Genomic DNA, 18,654 nt, shown 5'->3' with positions numbered 1-18,654 from the left:
GGGAGAGGAGTCCCGGTGAGCGATGTCGAGTGGCACAGCGTCGCCCTCGCGCCGATCGTGCTGGTCCACGGCACCGAGTCCCTGATCGCGGACCGCGCCGTGCAGCGTCTGCGAGGACTGGCCCGCGAGGCCGACCCGCAGGTGGCCGTGCACGACCTCTCGGGCGATGCCCTCGGCCCCGGTGCCCTCACCCAGGTGGCCAGCCCCTCCCTGTTCGGCGAGCCCCGCTTCGTGCTGGTGCCCGAGCTGCAGAGCGCCCCCGAGAAGCTCATCGCCGAGATCCTCGACTACCTGCCCGCCCCTGAGCCGGACGTCACCCTGGTGCTCGTCCACCGCGGCGGCAACCGCGGCAAGAAGCTGCTCGACGCCCTGAAGAAGGCCGGGGTGCCGCGCGTGGACGCGAGCCCCGTCAAGCGCGCCGCCGACAAGCAGGCCTTCGTCGCCGCCGAGGTCGCCCGCGCCGGCCGCCGCATCCAGCCCGACGCCGCCACCGCCCTGGTGGACGCTTTCGGCACGGACCTCGCCGAGCTCGCCGCCATCACCCGGCAGCTCCTGGAGGACACCACCCCCGAGCCCGGCGAGCAGGCCCCGGTCCTCACCCTCACCGAGGTCCGGGAGGTCACCGCCGGCCGCGTCGAGTCCACCGCCTTCGCCGTCGCCGATGCGACCATCGCCGGCCGCGAGCAGGAGGCCCTGCAGCTCCTGCAGCAGGCCACCCTGGCCGGGGCGGACCCGGTGCCGATCGTCGCCGCGATGGCGATGAAGATGCGCCAGCTCGCCAAGGTCTCCGCCCCCGGCGCGAGCGCCCGCAGCCTCGGGATGCCGGACTGGATGATCCGCAACGTCACCCGCGAGGTCCGCGCCTGGACCGACCGCTCCCTGGCCCGCGCCATCGAGGCCGTCGCCCGCGCCGACCACGAGGTCAAGGGCGCCGGCCGCGACCCCCACTGGTCCACCCAGCGCATGGTGATGGCCATCTGCCGCGCCCGCCGCGCCGGCTGAGCGCGACCACTGACCGCACCGTTCGCCGGCCCGCGCATACGGAAAGGCCCCGCACACCCGAGGTGTGCGGGGCCTTCGCCGGAGAGGAAGGGGTCAGGCCTTCACACCGGCGACCAGCTTCGCGAGACCGGACTTGCGGTTCGCGGCCTGGTTCTTGTGGATCACGCCCTTGGAGACGGCCTTGTCGAGCTTGCGGGAGGCCTGCTGCAGGGCCTGGTCCGCGGCGGCGGCGTCGCCCGCGGTCACGGCGGTGCGGACCTTGCGGGTGTAGGTCTTGAGCTCGGACTTCGCCGCACGATTGCGCAGACGCGCCTTCTCGTTGGTCTTGTTCCGCTTGATCTGGGACTTGATGTTTGCCACGAGGACTCTTCCTGATTGCTGTCGCACCCGCACGGGGTGCGGCTGTTGTGAGGGGACGTCCGGGGCGGCCGAGGATCGGGGCCGACGGGGACGGGCGGTGGGGATTCGCCTGGAGACGTCGGACCCGGGTCGCTGCCACGGGTACTCGCTCGGGTCGCACGTGCCGCCTGGCCCAGACACGGGAGGGCCGACGGGATGCGCACACCTCGCGGTATGTCACACATACGAGGAACGACCCTACCAGCCGGTGAGCGCCCAGGTCACCGAGGTGGCGGCGTGTCCTGCGTCCCACCTGCTCCTCGGCGAGCGACGAACAGGCCCGGTCAGGCTCACAGCAGCTCCTGCACCACGTCCCGCACCCGGGCGAAGCCGGCCCGGTCGAGGCGGCCGCCCTCGCGGCGCACCCCGGCCGGGTCCAGGCGCAGCAGCCGATCGGCCCGCACCTCCGAGGGGCGCCCCCGGGAGTCCCAGTCCCCCGTGCCGACGTCCACCCAGGTCGCGCCGTGCTCGTCGCGGGTGCGGCCGCCGGCAGGGGCGCGGTCGCGGGAGGTCAGCATGAGGGCCACCAGCACGGTGCCCGAGCCGTCGGCGCCGCCCGCGGAGGCGTCTTCCTCGGCGAGCACCAGCACGGGACGGTCCTTGCCCTGCCCGAGGTTTTCCTCGTAGTGCACCCAGGCCCAGACCACCTCGCCCGGATCGGCGGCGCCGTCGGCCCGCGGCTCGTAGGTGATGGCCAGCGGCGCCCGGCCGCGGCGGTCGGCCAGGATCGCCTCGCCCTCGGGGCCACGGGCGGCGTCGCCCCGCGGGGCGCGGTCGGCCGGCGCCGATCCCGCGGGGGAGCGGGCGTCCTGCACCCGCCGCACGGCCTCGCGTCCCAGGTCGCGGGCGGCGCGCCGCACCGTGCGGGAGCGGGCCGCGAACCGCAGCAACGAGGTGAGACGGGAGGTCAGCGACATGACGGCTCTCTCGGTCGGGGGCGGGATCCTGTCCGTGGGCCCGTCACCGACCCGTGACCGGAAGGTCCGATGGGCGGGACGTCGGGCGGGGGCCGGGACCACGGTGTTAGATGGTACGCATGTCAGCCAGCTCTCTCTTCCACGGCATCGAGGCCGGAGGCGACGGCGACGAGATGTTCGCCGCGGACGGCAGCGTCCGCCCCTCCTACCGGTCCCTGCACGACGCGCTGGCGCGGCTCGGTGAGGAGGAGTTCCGCTCGCGCTCCGAGTCCCTGGCCCGCAGCTACCTCGACCAGGGCGTCACCTTCGACTACGCGGGCGAGGAGCGCCCCTTCCCGATCGACGCGATCCCCCGGGTGATCGCCGCCGAGGAATGGGCCGAGGTCTCCGCCGGGATCTCCCAGCGCGTCCGCGCCCTCGAACGCTTCCTCGAGGACCTCTACTCCGGCGCCGAGGCCGTGAAGGACGGCGTGATCCCCGCCGAGCTGGCCGGCTCCTCCACGTACATCGTCGACGCGATGCGCGGTTACACCCCGCCCAACGGGGTCCGCATCCACATCTCCGGCATCGACCTGGTGCGCGACGGCTCCGGCGGCTTCCGGGTGCTGGAGGACAACGTCCGCACGCCCTCCGGCGTCAGCTACGTGCTCTCCAACCGCCGCGCCATGGCCCAGACCTTCCCGGAGCTGTTCGCCGACCGGCCCGTCCGCAGCGTCGGCGAGTACCCGGGCCGCCTGCTGAACGCCCTGCGCGCCGCCGCCGCCGACCACGCGGGGGAGGAGCCGACCGTCGTCGTGCTCACCCCCGGTCGCTTCAACAGCGCCTACTTCGAGCACTCCCTGCTGGCCCGCACCATGGGCGTGGACCTGGTGGAGGCCTCCGACCTGGTCGAGCGGCACGACCGGATCTACATGCGCACCACCGCCGGGCTGCGCCGCGTCGACGTGATCTACAAGCGCACCGACGACGACTTCATCGACCCCGAGGTGTTCCGCCCCGACTCGGTGCTCGGCGTGCCCGGCCTGGTCCGCGCGATCCTCGCCCACAACGTCGTGGTCGCCAACGGCATCGGCAACGGCATCGGCGACGACAAGCTCACCTACACCTACGTGCCCGACCTGATCCGCTACTACCTGCAGGAGGAGCCGATCCTGCGCAACGTGGACACCTGGCGGCTGGAGGAACCCGAGGCCCGCGCCGAGGTGCTGGACCGGCTCGACGAGCTGGTGGTCAAGCCCGTGGACGGCTCCGGCGGCAAAGGCATCGTGATCGGCCCCTCCGCCACCCGCGAGGAGCTCGACGCGATGCGCGCCCGCCTGCAGGCCGACCCACGCGGCTGGATCGCCCAGCCCGTGGTGCAGCTGTCCACCATTCCCACCCTGGTCGAGGAGGGGCCCGAGCCGCGCCACGCGGACCTGCGGCCCTTCGCCCTGAACAGCGGCGACGACGTATGGGTGCTGCCCGGCGGCCTCACCCGCGTGGCCCTGCCCAAGGGCGAGATGATCGTGAACTCCTCCCGCGGCGGCGGCTCCAAGGACACCTGGGTGCTGGGTGCTCAGGGCCCCACCCGCGTCGAGGTCCCCACCTCCACCGGGTACATCCGCGTCCTCGAGCGCGACGAGGCCGACGAGCCCGTCGAGACCGGCGAGGAGGAGCCCTACGCGCAGGAGCAGGACCAGCGGCAGAGCGAGCCCGAGCCCGTCACCTCGGCGATCCCGCTGCTGGACGCCGAGGATCTCGCCGAGGACCGCGAGGAGTACGACCCCGAGGACCTCGACGGGGACGTGGCCGCTGCCGAGACCGACCCCCACCGGGAGGCGAACGATGCTCAGTAGGATCGCCGACGCGATGTTCTGGATCGGCCGGTACGTCGAGCGTGCCGACCAGACCGCCCGCATCCTCGACGTGCGGCTGCAGTCGATCACCGAGGACGTCACCGACGACGTCGCCCCGGCCTGCGCGGCCGTCTACGACATCTTCGGGATGGGCCCCGTGCCCGAGACGGACCTGTCCGTGCAGACGGTGCTGGACCGACTGGTCACCGACCGCGGCAACCCCTCCTCGATCGCCGGGGGCCTGCAGGCTGCCCGCGAGAACGCCCGCGGCGCCCGCGAGGTGCTGACCACCGAGGTGTGGGAGTCGCTGAACACCACCACCCTGGGCATGCCCCACGGGGTGCGCTCCTCCCGGATGCACGCCGTGTTCCAGTACGCCAAGGACCGCTGCGCCGTGGTGAACGGCCTGGTCGACGCCTCGATGACCCGCGACGAGGCCTGGCTGTTCCTGCGGCTGGGCCAGCTCATCGAACGGGTGGACATGTCGGCCCGGGTGCTGGAGGCCCACGACCACGAGGACACCTCCGACACCACCACCGTCATGCTGCTGCGCTCCTGCTCGGCCCACGAGGCGTACATCCGCGACTACCGCGGGCAGGTCAACGCGCAGCGCGCCATCGGCTTCCTGCTGCTGGACTCGATCTTCCCGCGCTCCGCCGCGCACTGCCTGCTGCAGATCGACGAAGCCCTGGAGACCCTCGGCAAGCTGCACGGCTCCACCTTCGACCGCATGGGCACCGAGGACCCGGCCCGCCGGATCGTCGGCCGCGCCCTGGCCAGCCTGCGCTATCGCGCCCTGGAGGACATCCGCGGCGACATCGAGCAGGAGATGGAGCAGCTGCAGAAGGTCACCGGCGCCCTCACCCGGGCGCTCGGCACCACCTACTTCCACCCCGCCGCCTGAGGGAGACCCGCGTGCAGGCCGTCCGTCCGGCCTACCCCTTGCCCGGCCCGCTGCGGGTGCGCAACAGCCCCGCCGACCGGGTGCCCAGCCACGGCTCCAGCGCCTTCGCCTCCGGGTACGCCATCGACCTCGTGCCCGTGGATGCCCGCGGCCGCAGCGCGCGGGTGGGCATGGGGGAGCTGCTATCCCCGCAGCCGCCGCGGCGCGCCTCCGGCGGCTGGCCGGGACCGGCCGGCAACCACGTGATCCTGCGGCTGGACGACGGCCGCTGCCACGTCGCCCTGTGCCACCTGCAGCGTGGCAGCCTCCGCGTCCACATGGGGCAGAGCGTCGTCCGGGGCGAGCCGCTGGCCTGCTGCGGCAACTCGGGGAACTCCACCGAGCCGCACGTGCACCTGCAGGCGATGGACGACGCCGACCCCGAGACCGCAGGGGCCCTGCCGCTGGAGCTACGGGGCGGGGTGCCCCGCTCCGGCGTCATCGTGCGCGCCTGAGGGCGGCCCCGTCGGGAGGCGGTGTGACCTCGGCCCGCGCGGGGCGGGGGAGCGGGACCCGGCCCGGCGACCGTGAGACCATGAGGGTCGTCCGCGCGGCCGCGCGGCGCCCTGCCCCCGAGGAGAGGACCCCCGCCGGTGACCCCCAGGATCGCTGCCGATGAGGCCCGGGAGATCCAGCCCGCGTCGACGCCCCAGGAGCGCATCCGCAACTTCTGCATCATCGCGCACATCGACCACGGCAAGTCCACCCTGGCCGACCGCATGTTGCAGCTCACCGGCGTCGTCGACGAGCGGGCCATGCGCGCCCAGTACCTCGACCGGATGGACATCGAGCGCGAGCGCGGCATCACCGTGAAGAGCCAGGCCGTGCGCATGCCCTGGCAGGTCGATGGCACGGACTACGCGCTGAACATGATCGACACCCCGGGGCACGTGGACTTCACCTACGAGGTGTCCCGCTCCCTGGCCGCCTGTGAAGGCGCGATCCTGCTGGTCGACGCCGCCCAGGGCATCGAGGCGCAGACCCTGGCGAACCTGTACCTGGCGATGGAGCACGACCTCACCATCGTGCCGGTGCTGAACAAGATCGACCTGCCCGGCGCGGAACCCGAGAAGTACGCCGCCGAGATCGGTCAGCTGGTCGGCATCGACCCCGCCGAGGTGCTGCGCGTCTCCGGCAAGACCGGCGAGGGCGTGCCCGAGCTGCTCGACCACGTGGTGCGGACCCTGCCCGAGCCCGAGGGCACCGTGGACGCCCCCTGCCGGGCGATGATCTTCGACTCCGTGTACGACACCTACCGCGGCGTGGTCACCTACGTCCGCGTGGTCGACGGCCGACTCGGCTCCCGCGAGCGCATCGCCATGATGTCCACCGGCGCCCAGCACGACCTGCTGGAGATCGGCGTGATCTCCCCCGAGCCGATGCCCACGAAGGGTCTCGGCCCCGGCGAGGTCGGCTACCTGATCACCGGCGTGAAGGACGTGCGCCAGTCCAAGGTCGGCGACACCGTCACCACCGCCCGCAAGGGCGCCCCGGAGCCGCTGGCCGGCTACGCCGATCCGAAGCCGATGGTGTTCTCCGGCCTGTTCCCGATCGACGGCTCCGACTACCCGGTGCTGCGCGACGCCCTGGACAAGCTCAAGCTCAACGACGCCGCCCTGAACTACGAGCCGGAGACCTCCACCGCGCTCGGCTTCGGCTTCCGCGTCGGCTTCCTGGGCCTGCTGCACCTGGAGATCATCCGCGAGCGCCTGGAGCGCGAGTTCGACCTGGACCTCATCTCCACCGCCCCCAGCGTGGTCTACGACGTCACCATGGAGGACGGCACCGAGGTCGAGGTGCTGAACCCCTCCGACTTCCCCGCCGGGAAGGTCCGCGAGATCCGCGAGCCCATCACCCGCGCCACCATTCTCGCGCCCAGCGAGTACATCGGCGCGATCATGGAGCTGTGCCAGTCCAAGCGCGGCAACCTGCAGGGCATGGACTACCTCTCCGAGGACCGCGTCGAGCTGCGCTACACGCTGCCGCTGGCGGAGATCGTGTTCGACTTCTTCGACCAGCTGAAGTCCCGCACCAAGGGCTACGCCTCGCTGGACTACGACGTCGACGGCGACCAGGCGGCGGACCTGGTCAAGGTCGACATGCTGCTGCAGGGCGAGGCCGTGGACGCCTTCAGCGCCGTCGTGCACCGCGACAAGGCGTACCACTACGGCGTCGAGATGGCCGGGAAGCTCAAGAACCTGATCCCGCGCCAGCAGTTCGAGGTGCCGATCCAGGCGGCCATCGGCTCGCGCATCATCGCCCGCGAGAACATCCGCGCGATCCGCAAGGACGTGCTCTCCAAGTGCTACGGCGGCGACATCTCCCGCAAGCGCAAGCTGCTGGAGAAGCAGAAGGAGGGCAAGAAGCGGATGAAGAACATCGGCTCCGTGGAGGTGCCGCAGGAGGCCTTCATCGCGGCCCTGTCCTCCGACGGCGGCGACGCCGGCAAGGACGGCGGGAAGAAGAAGTGACCGCCCCGCTGCCCCGCGGCGCCACCGGCACCGTGGCCGCCGTGTGCGTGGTGGCCGCGCTGCACGGCGACAGCGGCAGCGTCGGCACCACCGCCATCGACAAGCGGCCCGTCTCCGGCCCCGTCGCCGTCGGGCCGCTGGGGCTGTACGCCGACGTGCAGGCGGACCGCGCCCACCACGGCGGGCCCGACCAGGCCGTCTACCTGATCGACGAGACCGAGCGGGAGCACTGGTCGGGCGAGCTCGACCGCGAGCTGCCCGCCGGGACTCTCGGGGAGAACCTCTCCGTCCGCGGCCTGGCGATCGACGACCTGGAGATCGGGGCGGTGCTGGAGGTCGGCACCGCCGTGCTCGAGGTGACCGCGCCCCGCACCCCCTGCATGACCTTCCAGCGCTGGATGGGCACCGAGGACTTCCGCGCCCGGTACCACCAGCGCGGCCGCACCGGCGTGTACGTGCGGGTGACCACCCCCGGGAACGTCGAGGCCGGCGATGCGCTGCGCGTGGTCTCGACCCCGGGGCACGGCGTGACCGTCGCCGCCTGCTACGCCGGCACCCGCGACCGGGAGCTCGCCGAGCGGCTCGCCGTCTGGTCCGAGGAGTCCGGGGCCGGGCTGCACCGCGAGATCACCGCCCGCATCGAGCGTCTGACCGGCAGCCGTGGCTGAGGCCGCGCCGCTCGCCCCGACCGCCCTCGACGACGCCGCCGCGGCGGGCGGCCGCCCGGACCCGCACGGGCTGTCCGTCTACATCCACGTGCCCTTCTGCGCGGTGCGCTGTGGCTACTGCGACTTCAACACCTACACCGCGACCGAGCTCGGCGGCGGAGGCTCGCAGCGCGAGTACCCCGCCAACGCGATGCGCGAGATGGACCTGGTGCTGGCCGACGACCGCGCGGCGGGCGTCGAGTACGAGCGGGTGGACACCGTGTTCTTCGGCGGCGGCACCCCCACCCTGCTGCCCGCCGAGGACCTGGTGGCGATGCTGTCCCACCTGCGCTCCCTGATCCCCCTGGCCGAGGACGCCGAGGTCACCGCCGAGGCGAACCCCGACTCGGTGAGCCGTGAGTCCCTGGCCCGGCTCGCCGAGGGCGGCATCACCCGCGTCTCCTTCGGCATGCAGTCGGCGGTGCGCTCGGTGCTGGCCACCCTGGACCGCACCCACGACCCGGAGCGGGTGCCGCAGGTGGTGGCCTGGGCCCGCGAGGCCGGGCTCGAGGTCTCCCTGGACCTGATCTACGGCACCCCGGGGGAGACCCTGGCGGACGTGGAGACCTCCGTGCGTGCCGCGCTGGCCTGCGGGGTGGACCACCTCTCGGCGTACTCGCTGATCATCGAGGGCAACACGGCGATGGCCCGGCAGCTGCGCCGCGGCGAGCTGGCCGAGCCCGACGGCGACGACATGGCCGACAAGTACGAGCTGATCGACGACCTCGCCACCGCGGCCGGGCTCTCCTGGTACGAGGTCTCCAACTTCGCCCGCACCCCCGCGCACCGCAGCCGCCACAACCTGGCCTACTGGCGCGGCGCCGACTGGTGGGGCATCGGCCCCGGCGCCCACCGCCACCGTCGGGGGATGCGCGCCTGGAACGTGAAGCACCCCAGCCGATACGCGGGCATGCTCGACCAGGGCACGCTGCCGGTGGCCGAGAGCGAGACCCTGGACGACGGGACCCGGGCGCTGGAGCGGATCCTGCTGGAGCTGCGCATCGCCGACGGCCTGCCGATCACCGCCGTGCCGGAGGAGACCCGCGACCAGATCGGGGTGCACGTCCGGCGTGGCCACCTCGACCCCGCGGCTGCGCAGGACGGGCGCCTCGTCCTCACCCGCTCCGGCCGCCTCCTCGCCGACGCCGTCATCCGCGACCTCGTCCCCTGACGGAGGCGACGTGCGACGCGCCCGCCCCTCCGCCCGGCCACCCCTCGGTCCTCTCCTCCCGCCGACCACACCGAGCTCTTCACGATTGCGCCGATGAGCGCCGGAGGACGCAACGATGAAGAGTTCGATGGCGCGTCGTGCCTGCCTGGGCCTTCTGGGCTGGTCGAGATCCGCATTCGGGCTGCCCTGAGCCCCCACAGGAACCCGAACGCGGATCTCGGCGCCGGGTTGAAGCCTGGCGTGTGGGGGATCGCCGTGACGTGAGGGTGCCCGGGCATGGCGACGCCCCCGGGAGCGGGGCTCCCGGGGGCGTCGGTGGTCAGGCAGTGGGGTGGATCAGCGCACGAAGCGGATGTTCAGCGGGTAGTTCCACCACTGGCCCTGGTTGGCCTTGACGGCGCCGATGATCGAGAAGATCAGCTGCAGCAGTGCAGGAACGCCCACCAGCGGGAACAGGGCGAAGCCGAAGCCGAGGGTGACGACACCGAAGATGCCGAGCACCACGGCGAGCACCACCTGCGCGATGACCACGGCGATCGCGCCGTTCAGCGCCTCGGCCGCGTTGAAGCGGACGAAGCGGTCGCGGTCCTTGTAGACCAGGAAGATGATCAGCGGGCCCAGCCAGCCGAGGAAGCCCCAGCTGAGCAGGTGGCCGATCACCACGGAGAGCTGGGAGAACATCGCCCACAGCCGCGAGTCGGAGTCGGAGATCGGCTGCCCGGTGAGCTGGCCGTCGTAGACGCCCTTCACGGCGGGCGCGGCGCCGGGGGCCTGCTGGCCGCCCTGACCCTGCCCGGCGGCATAGGCACCACCGGCGGCATAGGCACCACCGGCGGCACCACCGGCCGCGGCCCAGCCGGCGCCGGACTGCTCGCCGCTCGCGGGGCCGGTGGCTCCGGCCGCGCCCGAGGTGGCGTTCGGGGCGTCGTAGTTCTGCTCCCCGGTGGGCTGACCGTAAGGCGAGTGCTGACCGTACGGGTCACCGGCCGCGGCGTCCGGCGCGGCGTAGGGATCGTAGGCACCCTCGGCGGGGGCGCCGGGCAGCGTCGAGGGATCCTGCCCGGACGCATCCTGCCAGGACGGATCCTGCCCGGACGGATCCTGCGCAGCGGCATCCTGCGGCGCACCCTCACCCTGCGGCGCGGCGGCGCTCTCGGCGGCACCCGGCTCCTGGTCGAAGGGATCGTGCGGGTACGGATTCTGCGGATTCTGGCTCATGGCCCCTCCTGGTGATCGTCCCGGCTGATCGGGCCGGGCCGGACGGTGATGGCACCAGCCTAACGATCACGCCTCGACCCACCCACGGAGGAAGCCGTCCGGTCAGTCGGGGGATAGCCCCCAGGCCCCGGCGGCCGCGCTCACTCCTCGACGGTCACGAAGTCGATGAGCTCCTCGATCCGGCCGGAGAGCGTCGGCTCCACATCGGCGTAGGAGCGCACCGTGGAGAGGATCCGCTGCCAGCCCTGGGCGATGTCGGCCTGCTCGGCGTGGGGCCAGCCCAGCGCCTTGAGCGTGCCCACCTTGATGTCGGTGCCCTTGGGGACGTGCGGCCAGGACCGCAGGCCCACGCGGGCCGGACGCACCGCCTGCCACACGTCGACGTAGGGATGGCCGAGCACGGTCACGTTGCCGCGCGCGCCGGGCAGCCGGATCACCTCGGCCGCGATCCGCGACTCCTTGGAGCCGGTCACCAGGTGGTCCACCAGGATCCCGAGGCGACGACCGGGGGAGGGGGCGAAGTCCCGCACCCGCTCGGCGAGGTTGTCGGCGCCGTCGAGCTGCTCGACCACCACGCCCTCGATCCGCAGATCGTGGCCCCACACCTTCTGCACCAGCTCGGCATCGTGCTTGCCCTCCACCCAGATGCGGGAGGCGCGGGCGGTGCGGGCGGCGGCACCCTCGACGTACACGGAGCCGCTGGCGGAGCGCTTGGTTCCGGTGGGCGCGGCGGCCTTCGGGCGCTCCAGGACGACGGGCTTCCCGTCGATCATGAATCCGGGGCCCAGCGGGAAGGAGCGGCGCACGCCGCGACTGTCCTCGAGCTCGACCACCACGTCGCCGGCGATCTTCTCCAGCCGGGTGACGGCGCCGGTGAAGCCGGTGGCGGCCTCCTCGACGACGAGGTCGCGCTGCACGGGCACGGCGCGGGCGGCGGGACGGCGTCGATGGTGGGACGGCGGGCCGGCGGAGAGCACGTCCGGGCCGTACCGGTCGGGGAAGCGATCGGGGGCGGGCACGGTCGGCACCGTACACCCGTGGCGAACACCTCCCCGTGCGCCCCGCCGACGGCGCGTAGGATTGGCACTCGGCGGCCTCGGGTGCCAACATCGGTGCCCGCCGTCGGCGCTCTCCCGCTGGGCCCCGGGAGGCGGACGCGGTCCCGTCGAGCTGAGTCGGAGGTGAGCAGGACGGACACCCGGAAGCTGCAGATCCTCGGCGCCATCGTCGAGGACTACGTCTCCACCCGCGAGCCCGTCGGCTCGAAGTCGCTGCTGGAGCGCCACGAGCTGGGCGTCTCCGCCGCGACGGTGCGCAACGACATGTCGGTGCTGGAGGAGGAGGGGCTGATCACCCAGCCCCACACCTCGGCCGGGCGCGTGCCCACCGACAAGGGCTACCGCGCCTTCGTCGACCACGTCGCCACCGTCAAGCCGCTCTCCGTCCCCGAGCGCCGCGCCATCCGCACCCTGCTGGAGGACGTCGGCGACGTGGAGGAGCTGCTGGGCCGCACCGTGCGGCTGATGGCCCAGCTCACCCAGCAGGTCGCGATGGTGCAGTACCCGGCCCGGCGCCAGGCCCGCATCCGCCACCTGGAGCTGGTGAAGGTCGCCGAGTCGCTGCTCCTGGTGGTGCTGATCACCGAGTCCGGCCGTGTGGACCAGCGCACCGTGCCCGTCACCCCCGGCCCCGCCGCCGAGTTCTACACCGACCTGCGTGACCGCATGAACCGGGCCGTCTCCGGCCGCGAGGTGACCGACCTGGCCGGGCCGCTCTCGGACCTGCTGGAGACCGTGCCGCCCGCGGACCGCTCCGCCGCCGCGGAGGCCGTCGAGGCACTGGTGGGGCTCGCCGCCACCCGCGCCGAGGGACGGATCATGCTCGCGGGCACCGCGAACCTGGCCCGCTCCGCCGAGGACTTCGCCCGCGACGTCGAGCCGCTGCTGGACGTGCTGGAGGAGCAGCTGGTGCTGATGCGCCTGTTCACCGAGATGCACGCCTCCCCGGGCGCCGTCGAGGTGCGCATCGGCTCCGAGCTCAGCGACCAGGCCCTGAACCAGGCCGCCGTCGTGGGCGCGGGCTACGGCGCCGGCTCGCACCTGGCGATCCTCGGCCCCTCGCGGATGGACTACGTCGCCGGCATCTCCACCGTGCAGGCCATCGCCCGCTACGTCTCCCGCTACCTCGAATGACCCGGCGGCCCCCGCGCCGCCTCCCGACCACCGCGCCCCGCGCGGACACGACCCCGACCTGCCAGTGAGGACCACCAGGTGAACGACGACTACTACGAGCTCCTCGGCGTCTCCCGCGACGCCTCCACCGAGGAGATCAAGAAGGCGTACCGGAAGCTCGCCCGTACCCTGCATCCGGACGTGAACCCCGATCCGGAGGCCGCGGAGAAGTTCAAGAAGGTCTCCCAGGCCTACGAGACGCTCGCCCACGAGGACAAGCGCCGCCAGTACGACATGGGCGGCGGGCCCGGCATGGGCGGGGGCGGCTTCCCCGGCGCCGGCGGCATGGGCTTCGACGTCAACGACATCTTCGACATGTTCGCCGGGGCCACCGGCATGCGCGGCCGCAACCAGGGCCCCGTGCCCCGTCAGCGCCGCGGTGGCGACATCCTGCGCCGGGTGAAGATCGACCTGCGCGACGTCGTCTTCGGCACCGAGCAGGCCGTCACCTTCCGCACCGCCGTGCTCTGCGAGCGCTGCGAGGGCTGCTGCGCGGAGCCGGGCACCTCCCCCACCCGCTGCACCGCCTGCAACGGCAGCGGCCACGTGCAGCGCGTCGCCCAGTCCCTGCTGGGCCAGATGGTCACGATGGCGCCCTGCCCCACCTGCGAGGGCCACGGCGACGTGATCGCCTCGCCCTGCACCGCCTGCTCCGGGCACGGCCGCACCGCCGCCGAGCGCGAGGTCACCGTGCGCATCCCCTCCGGCGTGGAGAACGGCACCCGCATCCAGCTCCGCGGCGAGGGCGAGACCGGTGAGGCCGGTGGCCCCTCCGGCGACCTGTTCGTGGAGCTGCAGGTGACCCCCCACGAGGAGTTCACCCGCGACGGCGACGACCTGGTCACCACCATCGCGCTGCCGATGACCTCCGCCGCGCTCGGCGCCACCATCCCGCTGGAGACCTTCGACGGGGTGCAGGAGGTGGAGGTCCGCCCGGGCGCCCAGCCCGGCGACGAGATCACCCTCAAGGGCCTCGGCGTGACCCCGCTGCGCCGCGAGCGCCGCGGCGACATCCGCGTGGTGCTCGACGTGGACGTGCCCACCTCCCTCACCGAGGAGCAGCGCGAGCTGCTGGAGCAGTTCGCCACCCTCCGCGGCGACGAGGTCACCCGGCCCCGCGGCCACCACGGCCCCTTCGCCAAGCTCCGCGAGCGCCTGCGCGAACTCTGATCCGGGACCAGGAGCACCCCCGATGCCCACCACCCCCGCCGCCTTCCTGGTGGACGCGGACGCCCTCGACGGCGCCCGCGCCGGCGACGCCCTGACCCTGGACGGGGAGGAGGGCCGCCACGCCGCCAAGGCGGCGCGGCTGGCGGTGGGGGAGCAGCTGCTGCTCAGCGACGCCCCCGGCCGGCAGGCCCGCGCCGAGGTGACGGCCGCGCACAAGGAGTCCTTGGAGCTGAGGCTGCTGGCCGATCCGAGCCCGGCCGCGCCCCGCACGCCGCGACTGACCCTGGTGCAGGCCCTCGCCACCGGCGGACGCGACGAGCAGGCCGTCGAGACCGCCACCGAGCTGGGCGTGGACGCGGTGATCCCCTGGATCGCGGGCCGCTCCGTCTCGGTCTGGCGCGGCGAGAAGCTGCGCAAGGGCCGCGCCCGTTGGGAGTCGGCCGTCCGCGCCGCCGTCAAGCAGTCCCGCCGCCCCGGCATCCCGACGGTGGAGGAGCCCGCCGCGGGCCGCGAGCTCACCGCGCGGCTGCTCGCGCGCATCGACACGGGCGCCCTGGTGCTGGTGCTGCACGAGCAGGAGTCCACGCCTCTGCTGTCCCTGGCCGCGGAACTGCGGGGGACCCAGGCGACGGAGATCGTCGTCGTGGTCGGCCCCGAGGGCGGCATCGCCGAGCAGGAGCTGGAGGACCTGCGGGCCCTCGGCGCCCGGAGCGTGCTGCTGGGCCCCGAGGTGCTGCGCTCCTCCACCGCCGGGCCCGCCGCCCTGGTCGTGCTGAGCGCCCTGCTGGGCCGCTGGGGCTGATCCCGTTCCGGATCGACGAAGACCCCGGTGACCGTCGTGGTCACCGGGGTCTCGCGCGTCAGGACGGACGTCAGACGGAGACGGGGAGCCGCTCGCGCAGGGCCGCCAGGCCGGCGGTGAGCGCCTCCGCCTTCTCCGCGCGGATGGACAGCTCGCCCTGGGGGCTGAGGTCCTCGCCGAAACCGAGGCCGATCGCGTCGACCACGTCGGCGTCCAGGCGCCGCATCAGCGGCTCGAGATGGGCCAGCACCTCGGAGGCGTCCATCCAGCCGTAGCCGACCAGCAGCACAGGCAGCCGGCTCCACTCGGCGTAGAGGTAGTCGATGGCATTCTTCAGCGCGCCCGGGTAGGCGCCGTTGTACTGCGGGGTGACGATCACGGCGGCGTCCAGTGCGTCGATGCGCTCGGCCCAGGCGCGGTGGTGATCGGACTCGGGGGCCACGCCGGACTTGGGGGCGGCGGAGCCGTCGAAGGCGGGCAGCGCCACCTCGGCCAGGTCGATCAGGTCGATCGTCACCTCGGCCGGGACGGACTCCCGCACCCACTGGGAGACGACGTCCGCGATGCGATTCGGGCGGGCGCTGGAGACGATGATGCCGAGACGGCTCGGGGTGCTCTGAGAAGTCATGATGGGCGCAACGTCTCACAGCCCCGCGCTGTTCCTCCCCCGGCTGTGGGGTGCGTCGCTCCCGTAGGATCGAGGCATGACCCCGAGCGATGCCACCGCCCCCGGCGACCCCGATCCGGACTGCGTGTTCTGCCGCATCGTGGCCGGCGAGATCCCCTCCGAGCGCGTCCACGAGGACGAGCAGGTGATCGCCTTCCACGACCTCTCGCCGCAGGCCCCCGTGCACCTGCTGGTGGTGCCCCGCACCCACCTGCGCGACGTGCGCGAGCTGTCCGCCGATCCGGAGCTGCTGGCCCACGTCACCACCGTCGCCGGCCGCCTCACCGGGACCCGCGGCGGTGACTTCCGCCTGATCTTCAACACCGGCGCGAGCGCCGGGCAGACCGTCTTCCACGTGCACGCGCACGTCCTCGCGGGCGGAGAGCTCGCCGAAGGAGCACTGTGACCGAACCCGTCCCCTCCGTGACCCCCGCCCCCGGCCGCACCCCCGAGGTGGTCGAGCGGCGCCTCGCGATCCCCGACCACCTCAGCCCCTTCCAGGTCCTCGGCGAGAACGACCAGGCCCTCGCCGCCCTGGAGGACGTCGTCCCCGACACCGACGTGCACGTGCGCGGCCACCAGGTGACCCTGCGCGGCACCGAGCAGGCCCTGCGCCGCAGCGAGCACATCATGCGCTCCCTGATCGAGATGGCCGCCACCGGCCAGCCCGTCACCGCGGAGGCCGTGCAGCGCGCCGCCGCGCTCTACGGCGACGACCGCGCCCAGGGCCAGAAGCTCGAGCAGGTGCTCTCGCGCACCATCCTGTCCTCGCGCGGCCGCACCATCCGCCCCAAGACGCTCGGGCAGCGCTCCTACATCGAGGCCATCGAGTCCTCCACCGTCACCTTCGGCATCGGCCCGGCCGGCACCGGCAAGACCTACCTGGCCGTGGCGATGGCGGTGCAGAAGCTGCTGAACCAGGAGATCAACCGGATCATCCTGACCCGTCCCGCCGTGGAGGCGGGGGAGCGGCTGGGCTTCCTGCCCGGCGGGCTGAACGAGAAGATCGACCCGTACCTGCGGCCGCTGTACGACGCGCTGCACGACATGCTCGACCCCGAGTCGATCCCGCGGCTGATGGGCGCCGGCACCATCGAGGTGGCGCCCCTGGCGTACATGCGCGGCCGCACCCTGAACGACGCCTTCATCATCCTGGACGAGGCGCAGAACACCACCCCCGAGCAGATGAAGATGTTCCTCACCCGCCTCGGCTTCAACTCGACCATGGTCGTCACCGGCGACGTCACCCAGGTGGACCTGCCCGGCGGGCAGCGCTCCGGCCTGCGCGTGGTCGAGGACGTGCTGACCGGCATCGAGGACATCTCCTTCTGCCACCTCTCGCCGCGCGACGTGGTCCGCCACCGCCTGGTGAGCGACATCGTCGAGGCCTACGGCCGCTGGGAGGTGGGTCCCGGCGGCAACCGCGAGGCCCGCCGCCGCACCCCCGGGAAGGACACCCCCCGATGACCATCGAGGTCCGTAACGAGACCACCACCGCCGTCGACGAGCTGGAGTTCGTGGAGGTGGCCCGCTTCGTGTTCGACGCGATGCACCTGCACCCGGCCACCGAGCTGTCGATCCTCTTCGTCGACGAGGACGCGATGGAGAAGCTGCACGTGCAGTGGCTGGACCTGCCCGGCCCCACCGACGTGATGAGCTTCCCGATGGACGAGCTGACCCCCGGCACCGCCGAGCAGCCCGCGCCCGAGGGCCTGCTGGGCGACGTGGTGCTCTGCCCGACGGTCGCCGCGAAGCAGGCCGCGGAGGCCGGGCACAGCGCCGTCGAGGAGATGCTGCTGCTGACCGTCCACTCGATCCTGCACCTGCTGGGCTACGACCACATGGAGGAGGACGAGCGCACCGTCATGTTCGACCTGCAGCGCCGTCTCCTGCTCACCTTCCTCGCCTCCCGCCCGGAGCAGCAGGCATGAGCGCCGACACGGGCATGCCCGTGGACCAGTCCGGTGCGGGCGAGGGCTTCCGCAGCGGCTTCGTCGCGTTCGTCGGCCGCCCCAACGTCGGCAAGTCCACCCTCACCAACGCCCTGGTGGGGGAGAAGGTCGCGATCACCTCCTCCAAGCCGCAGACCACCCGCCGTGCCATCCGTGGCATCGTCACCCGGCCCGGCTCCCAGATCGTGCTGGTGGACACCCCCGGCGTGCACCGCCCCCGCACCCTGCTCGGGGAGCGCCTGAACGACCTGGTGCGCGAAACCCTCGCCGAGGTCGACGTGGTCGGCTTCTGCCTGCCCGCCGACCAGAGGATCGGCCCCGGCGACCGGCACATCGCCGAGGACCTCGCCGAGCTGCGCTCCGGCCGCCGCGGCCCCAAGGTCGTCGCCGTCGTCACCAAGTCCGACCTGGTGGCCCGCGACGTCCTCGCCGAGCACCTGATGGCCGTGGACCAGCTGCTGGACGTCGACGAGATCGTCCCCATCAGCGCCGTCACCGGCGAGCAGGTCGAGCACCTGCTGGACGTCATCACCGCCCTGCTGCCCGAGGGCCCCGCGATGTACCCCGACGACCAGCTCACCGAGGAGTCCCGGGACGACCGCATCGCCGAGCTGATCCGCGAGGCCGCCCTGGAGGGCGTGCGCGACGAGCTGCCCCACTCGATCGCCGTGGTGGTCGACGAGGTGGTCGAGACCGACCCCGAGGGCGACCCCTTCAAGGAGGTGGCCCCCGGCGAGGGCCGCCTGGTGGTGCGCGCCAGCCTGTTCGTGGAGCGCGACAGCCAGAAGGGCATCATCATCGGCAAGGGCGGCTCCCGCCTGCGGGAGGTCGGCGCCACCGCCCGCGCCGAGATCAACCAGCTGCTGGGCCGCCGTGTCCACCTGGACCTGCGGGTGAAGATCGCCAAGGACTGGCAGCGCGACCCCAAGCAGCTCGGCCGCCTGGGGTTCTGAGCCCCCGTCTCGGATCGCGAGCCGGGCCCGGGTCCCGCGGACCCGGTGCTACCGTGACGGCATGCGTGGATCGCTGCTTCTTCGATGCCGCGACGGGGCCTGATCGCCGGGGACCCGCCGCGGCTGACGCGATGCCCGGCGACCCCCACCCTCCGATCGAAGGACCCCTCATGACCACGACCCCCACCGCCGCGGGCACCGTCCCGGCCGTCGCCG

At 73.0% G+C, this 18,654-nt stretch carries 19 protein-coding genes; 14 read left to right on the top strand and 5 right to left on the bottom strand.

Going from position 1 to position 18,654, the window contains the following annotated elements; translation table 11 throughout:
- The first annotated feature begins 15 nt into the window (after positions 1-15).
- Positions 16-1,002, top strand: a complete 987-nt coding sequence (gene holA, locus OM98_RS11400) for a DNA polymerase III subunit delta (protein ID WP_010534757.1) — start codon at positions 16-18, stop codon at positions 1,000-1,002.
- A gap of 93 nt (positions 1,003-1,095) precedes the next feature.
- On the opposite strand, the gene rpsT is transcribed toward holA, so the two are convergent.
- Complete coding sequence (gene rpsT / locus OM98_RS11395) at positions 1,096-1,362, bottom strand: 30S ribosomal protein S20 (protein WP_010534756.1); 267 nt, start codon at positions 1,360-1,362, stop codon at positions 1,096-1,098.
- Between the two features lie 329 nt (positions 1,363-1,691).
- On the bottom strand, positions 1,692-2,318 hold the full coding sequence (locus tag OM98_RS11390) for a type II toxin-antitoxin system PemK/MazF family toxin (protein WP_010534755.1): 627 nt from the start codon (positions 2,316-2,318) through the stop codon (positions 1,692-1,694).
- A 119-nt stretch (positions 2,319-2,437) separates the two neighbouring features.
- On the opposite strand from OM98_RS11390, the gene OM98_RS11385 reads away from it, so the two are divergent.
- From OM98_RS11385 to hemW, 6 genes are all read left to right on the top strand, one after another.
- Positions 2,438-4,153 (top strand): circularly permuted type 2 ATP-grasp protein, encoded by a 1,716-nt coding sequence (locus OM98_RS11385; RefSeq protein ID WP_010534754.1) that lies wholly within the window; start codon positions 2,438-2,440, stop codon positions 4,151-4,153.
- Complete coding sequence (locus OM98_RS11380) at positions 4,143-5,057, top strand: alpha-E domain-containing protein (protein WP_029362824.1); 915 nt, start codon at positions 4,143-4,145, stop codon at positions 5,055-5,057. Before OM98_RS11385 ends, OM98_RS11380 begins: the two co-directional genes overlap by 11 nt.
- 11 nt (positions 5,058-5,068) lie before the next feature.
- The gene (locus tag OM98_RS11375) at positions 5,069-5,551 is read left to right on the top strand and encodes a M23 family metallopeptidase (protein ID WP_010534752.1); all 483 of its coding nucleotides are present in this window, start codon (positions 5,069-5,071) and stop codon (positions 5,549-5,551) included.
- 138 nt (positions 5,552-5,689) lie between these two features.
- Positions 5,690-7,567 carry a translation elongation factor 4 gene (gene lepA / locus OM98_RS11370; protein WP_010534751.1) on the top strand — a complete coding sequence of 626 codons (1,878 nt, stop codon included), beginning with the start codon at positions 5,690-5,692 and terminating at the stop codon, positions 7,565-7,567.
- A complete protein-coding gene (locus OM98_RS11365; RefSeq protein WP_010534750.1) occupies positions 7,564-8,235 on the top strand; it encodes an MOSC domain-containing protein in 672 nt (223 codons plus the stop codon). The genes lepA and OM98_RS11365 overlap by 4 nt, the downstream gene beginning before the upstream one ends.
- A complete protein-coding gene (gene hemW / locus OM98_RS11360) occupies positions 8,228-9,445 on the top strand; it encodes a radical SAM family heme chaperone HemW (protein WP_010534749.1) in 1,218 nt (405 codons plus the stop codon). Before OM98_RS11365 ends, hemW begins: the two co-directional genes overlap by 8 nt.
- A 336-nt stretch (positions 9,446-9,781) precedes the next feature.
- On the opposite strand, the gene OM98_RS11355 is transcribed toward hemW, so the two are convergent.
- Positions 9,782-10,663, bottom strand: a complete 882-nt coding sequence (locus tag OM98_RS11355; protein ID WP_010534748.1) for a DUF4870 domain-containing protein — start codon at positions 10,661-10,663, stop codon at positions 9,782-9,784.
- Positions 10,664-10,803: 140 nt separating this feature from the next.
- A complete protein-coding gene (locus OM98_RS11350) occupies positions 10,804-11,691 on the bottom strand; it encodes a DUF3097 domain-containing protein (RefSeq protein ID WP_010534747.1) in 888 nt (295 codons plus the stop codon).
- A 153-nt stretch (positions 11,692-11,844) separates the two neighbouring features.
- On the opposite strand from OM98_RS11350, the gene hrcA reads away from it, so the two are divergent.
- The 3 genes from hrcA to OM98_RS11335 all read left to right on the top strand — a co-directional run bounded on the left by hrcA (position 11,845) and on the right by OM98_RS11335 (position 14,866).
- Positions 11,845-12,855 carry a heat-inducible transcriptional repressor HrcA gene (gene hrcA / locus OM98_RS11345; RefSeq protein WP_010534746.1) on the top strand — a complete coding sequence of 337 codons (1,011 nt, stop codon included), beginning with the start codon at positions 11,845-11,847 and terminating at the stop codon, positions 12,853-12,855.
- A gap of 78 nt (positions 12,856-12,933) precedes the next feature.
- A complete protein-coding gene (gene dnaJ, locus OM98_RS11340) occupies positions 12,934-14,064 on the top strand; it encodes a molecular chaperone DnaJ (protein WP_010534745.1) in 1,131 nt (376 codons plus the stop codon).
- A 22-nt stretch (positions 14,065-14,086) separates the two neighbouring features.
- Positions 14,087-14,866 carry a 16S rRNA (uracil(1498)-N(3))-methyltransferase gene (locus OM98_RS11335; protein WP_010534744.1) on the top strand — a complete coding sequence of 260 codons (780 nt, stop codon included), beginning with the start codon at positions 14,087-14,089 and terminating at the stop codon, positions 14,864-14,866.
- A gap of 70 nt (positions 14,867-14,936) precedes the next feature.
- On the opposite strand, the gene OM98_RS11330 is transcribed toward OM98_RS11335, so the two are convergent.
- The gene (locus OM98_RS11330) at positions 14,937-15,494 is read right to left on the bottom strand and encodes an NADPH-dependent FMN reductase (RefSeq protein WP_010534743.1); all 558 of its coding nucleotides are present in this window, start codon (positions 15,492-15,494) and stop codon (positions 14,937-14,939) included.
- A gap of 76 nt (positions 15,495-15,570) precedes the next feature.
- On the opposite strand from OM98_RS11330, the gene OM98_RS11325 reads away from it, so the two are divergent.
- From OM98_RS11325 to era, 4 genes are read left to right on the top strand one after another with little or no spacing between them, the layout of a single operon-like run.
- Positions 15,571-15,939: a histidine triad nucleotide-binding protein gene (locus tag OM98_RS11325; RefSeq protein ID WP_010534742.1), complete on the top strand. Its 369-nt coding sequence runs from the start codon at positions 15,571-15,573 to the stop codon at positions 15,937-15,939.
- On the top strand, positions 15,936-17,000 hold the full coding sequence (locus OM98_RS11320; protein ID WP_010534741.1) for a PhoH family protein: 1,065 nt from the start codon (positions 15,936-15,938) through the stop codon (positions 16,998-17,000). The genes OM98_RS11325 and OM98_RS11320 overlap by 4 nt, the downstream gene beginning before the upstream one ends.
- Positions 16,997-17,464 carry an rRNA maturation RNase YbeY gene (ybeY, locus tag OM98_RS11315; protein WP_010534740.1) on the top strand — a complete coding sequence of 156 codons (468 nt, stop codon included), beginning with the start codon at positions 16,997-16,999 and terminating at the stop codon, positions 17,462-17,464. The genes OM98_RS11320 and ybeY overlap by 4 nt, the downstream gene beginning before the upstream one ends.
- Positions 17,461-18,438 carry a GTPase Era gene (gene era, locus OM98_RS11310; RefSeq protein WP_010534739.1) on the top strand — a complete coding sequence of 326 codons (978 nt, stop codon included), beginning with the start codon at positions 17,461-17,463 and terminating at the stop codon, positions 18,436-18,438. The genes ybeY and era overlap by 4 nt, the downstream gene beginning before the upstream one ends.
- Positions 18,439-18,654 lie beyond the last annotated feature (216 nt).

It is taken from the genome of Brachybacterium squillarum M-6-3 (assembly GCF_000225825.1).
Lineage (GTDB): Bacteria > Actinomycetota > Actinomycetes > Actinomycetales > Dermabacteraceae > Brachybacterium > Brachybacterium squillarum.
Note: the sequence above shows the minus strand (reverse complement) of the source record. Positions and strands in the feature narration are given on the sequence as shown.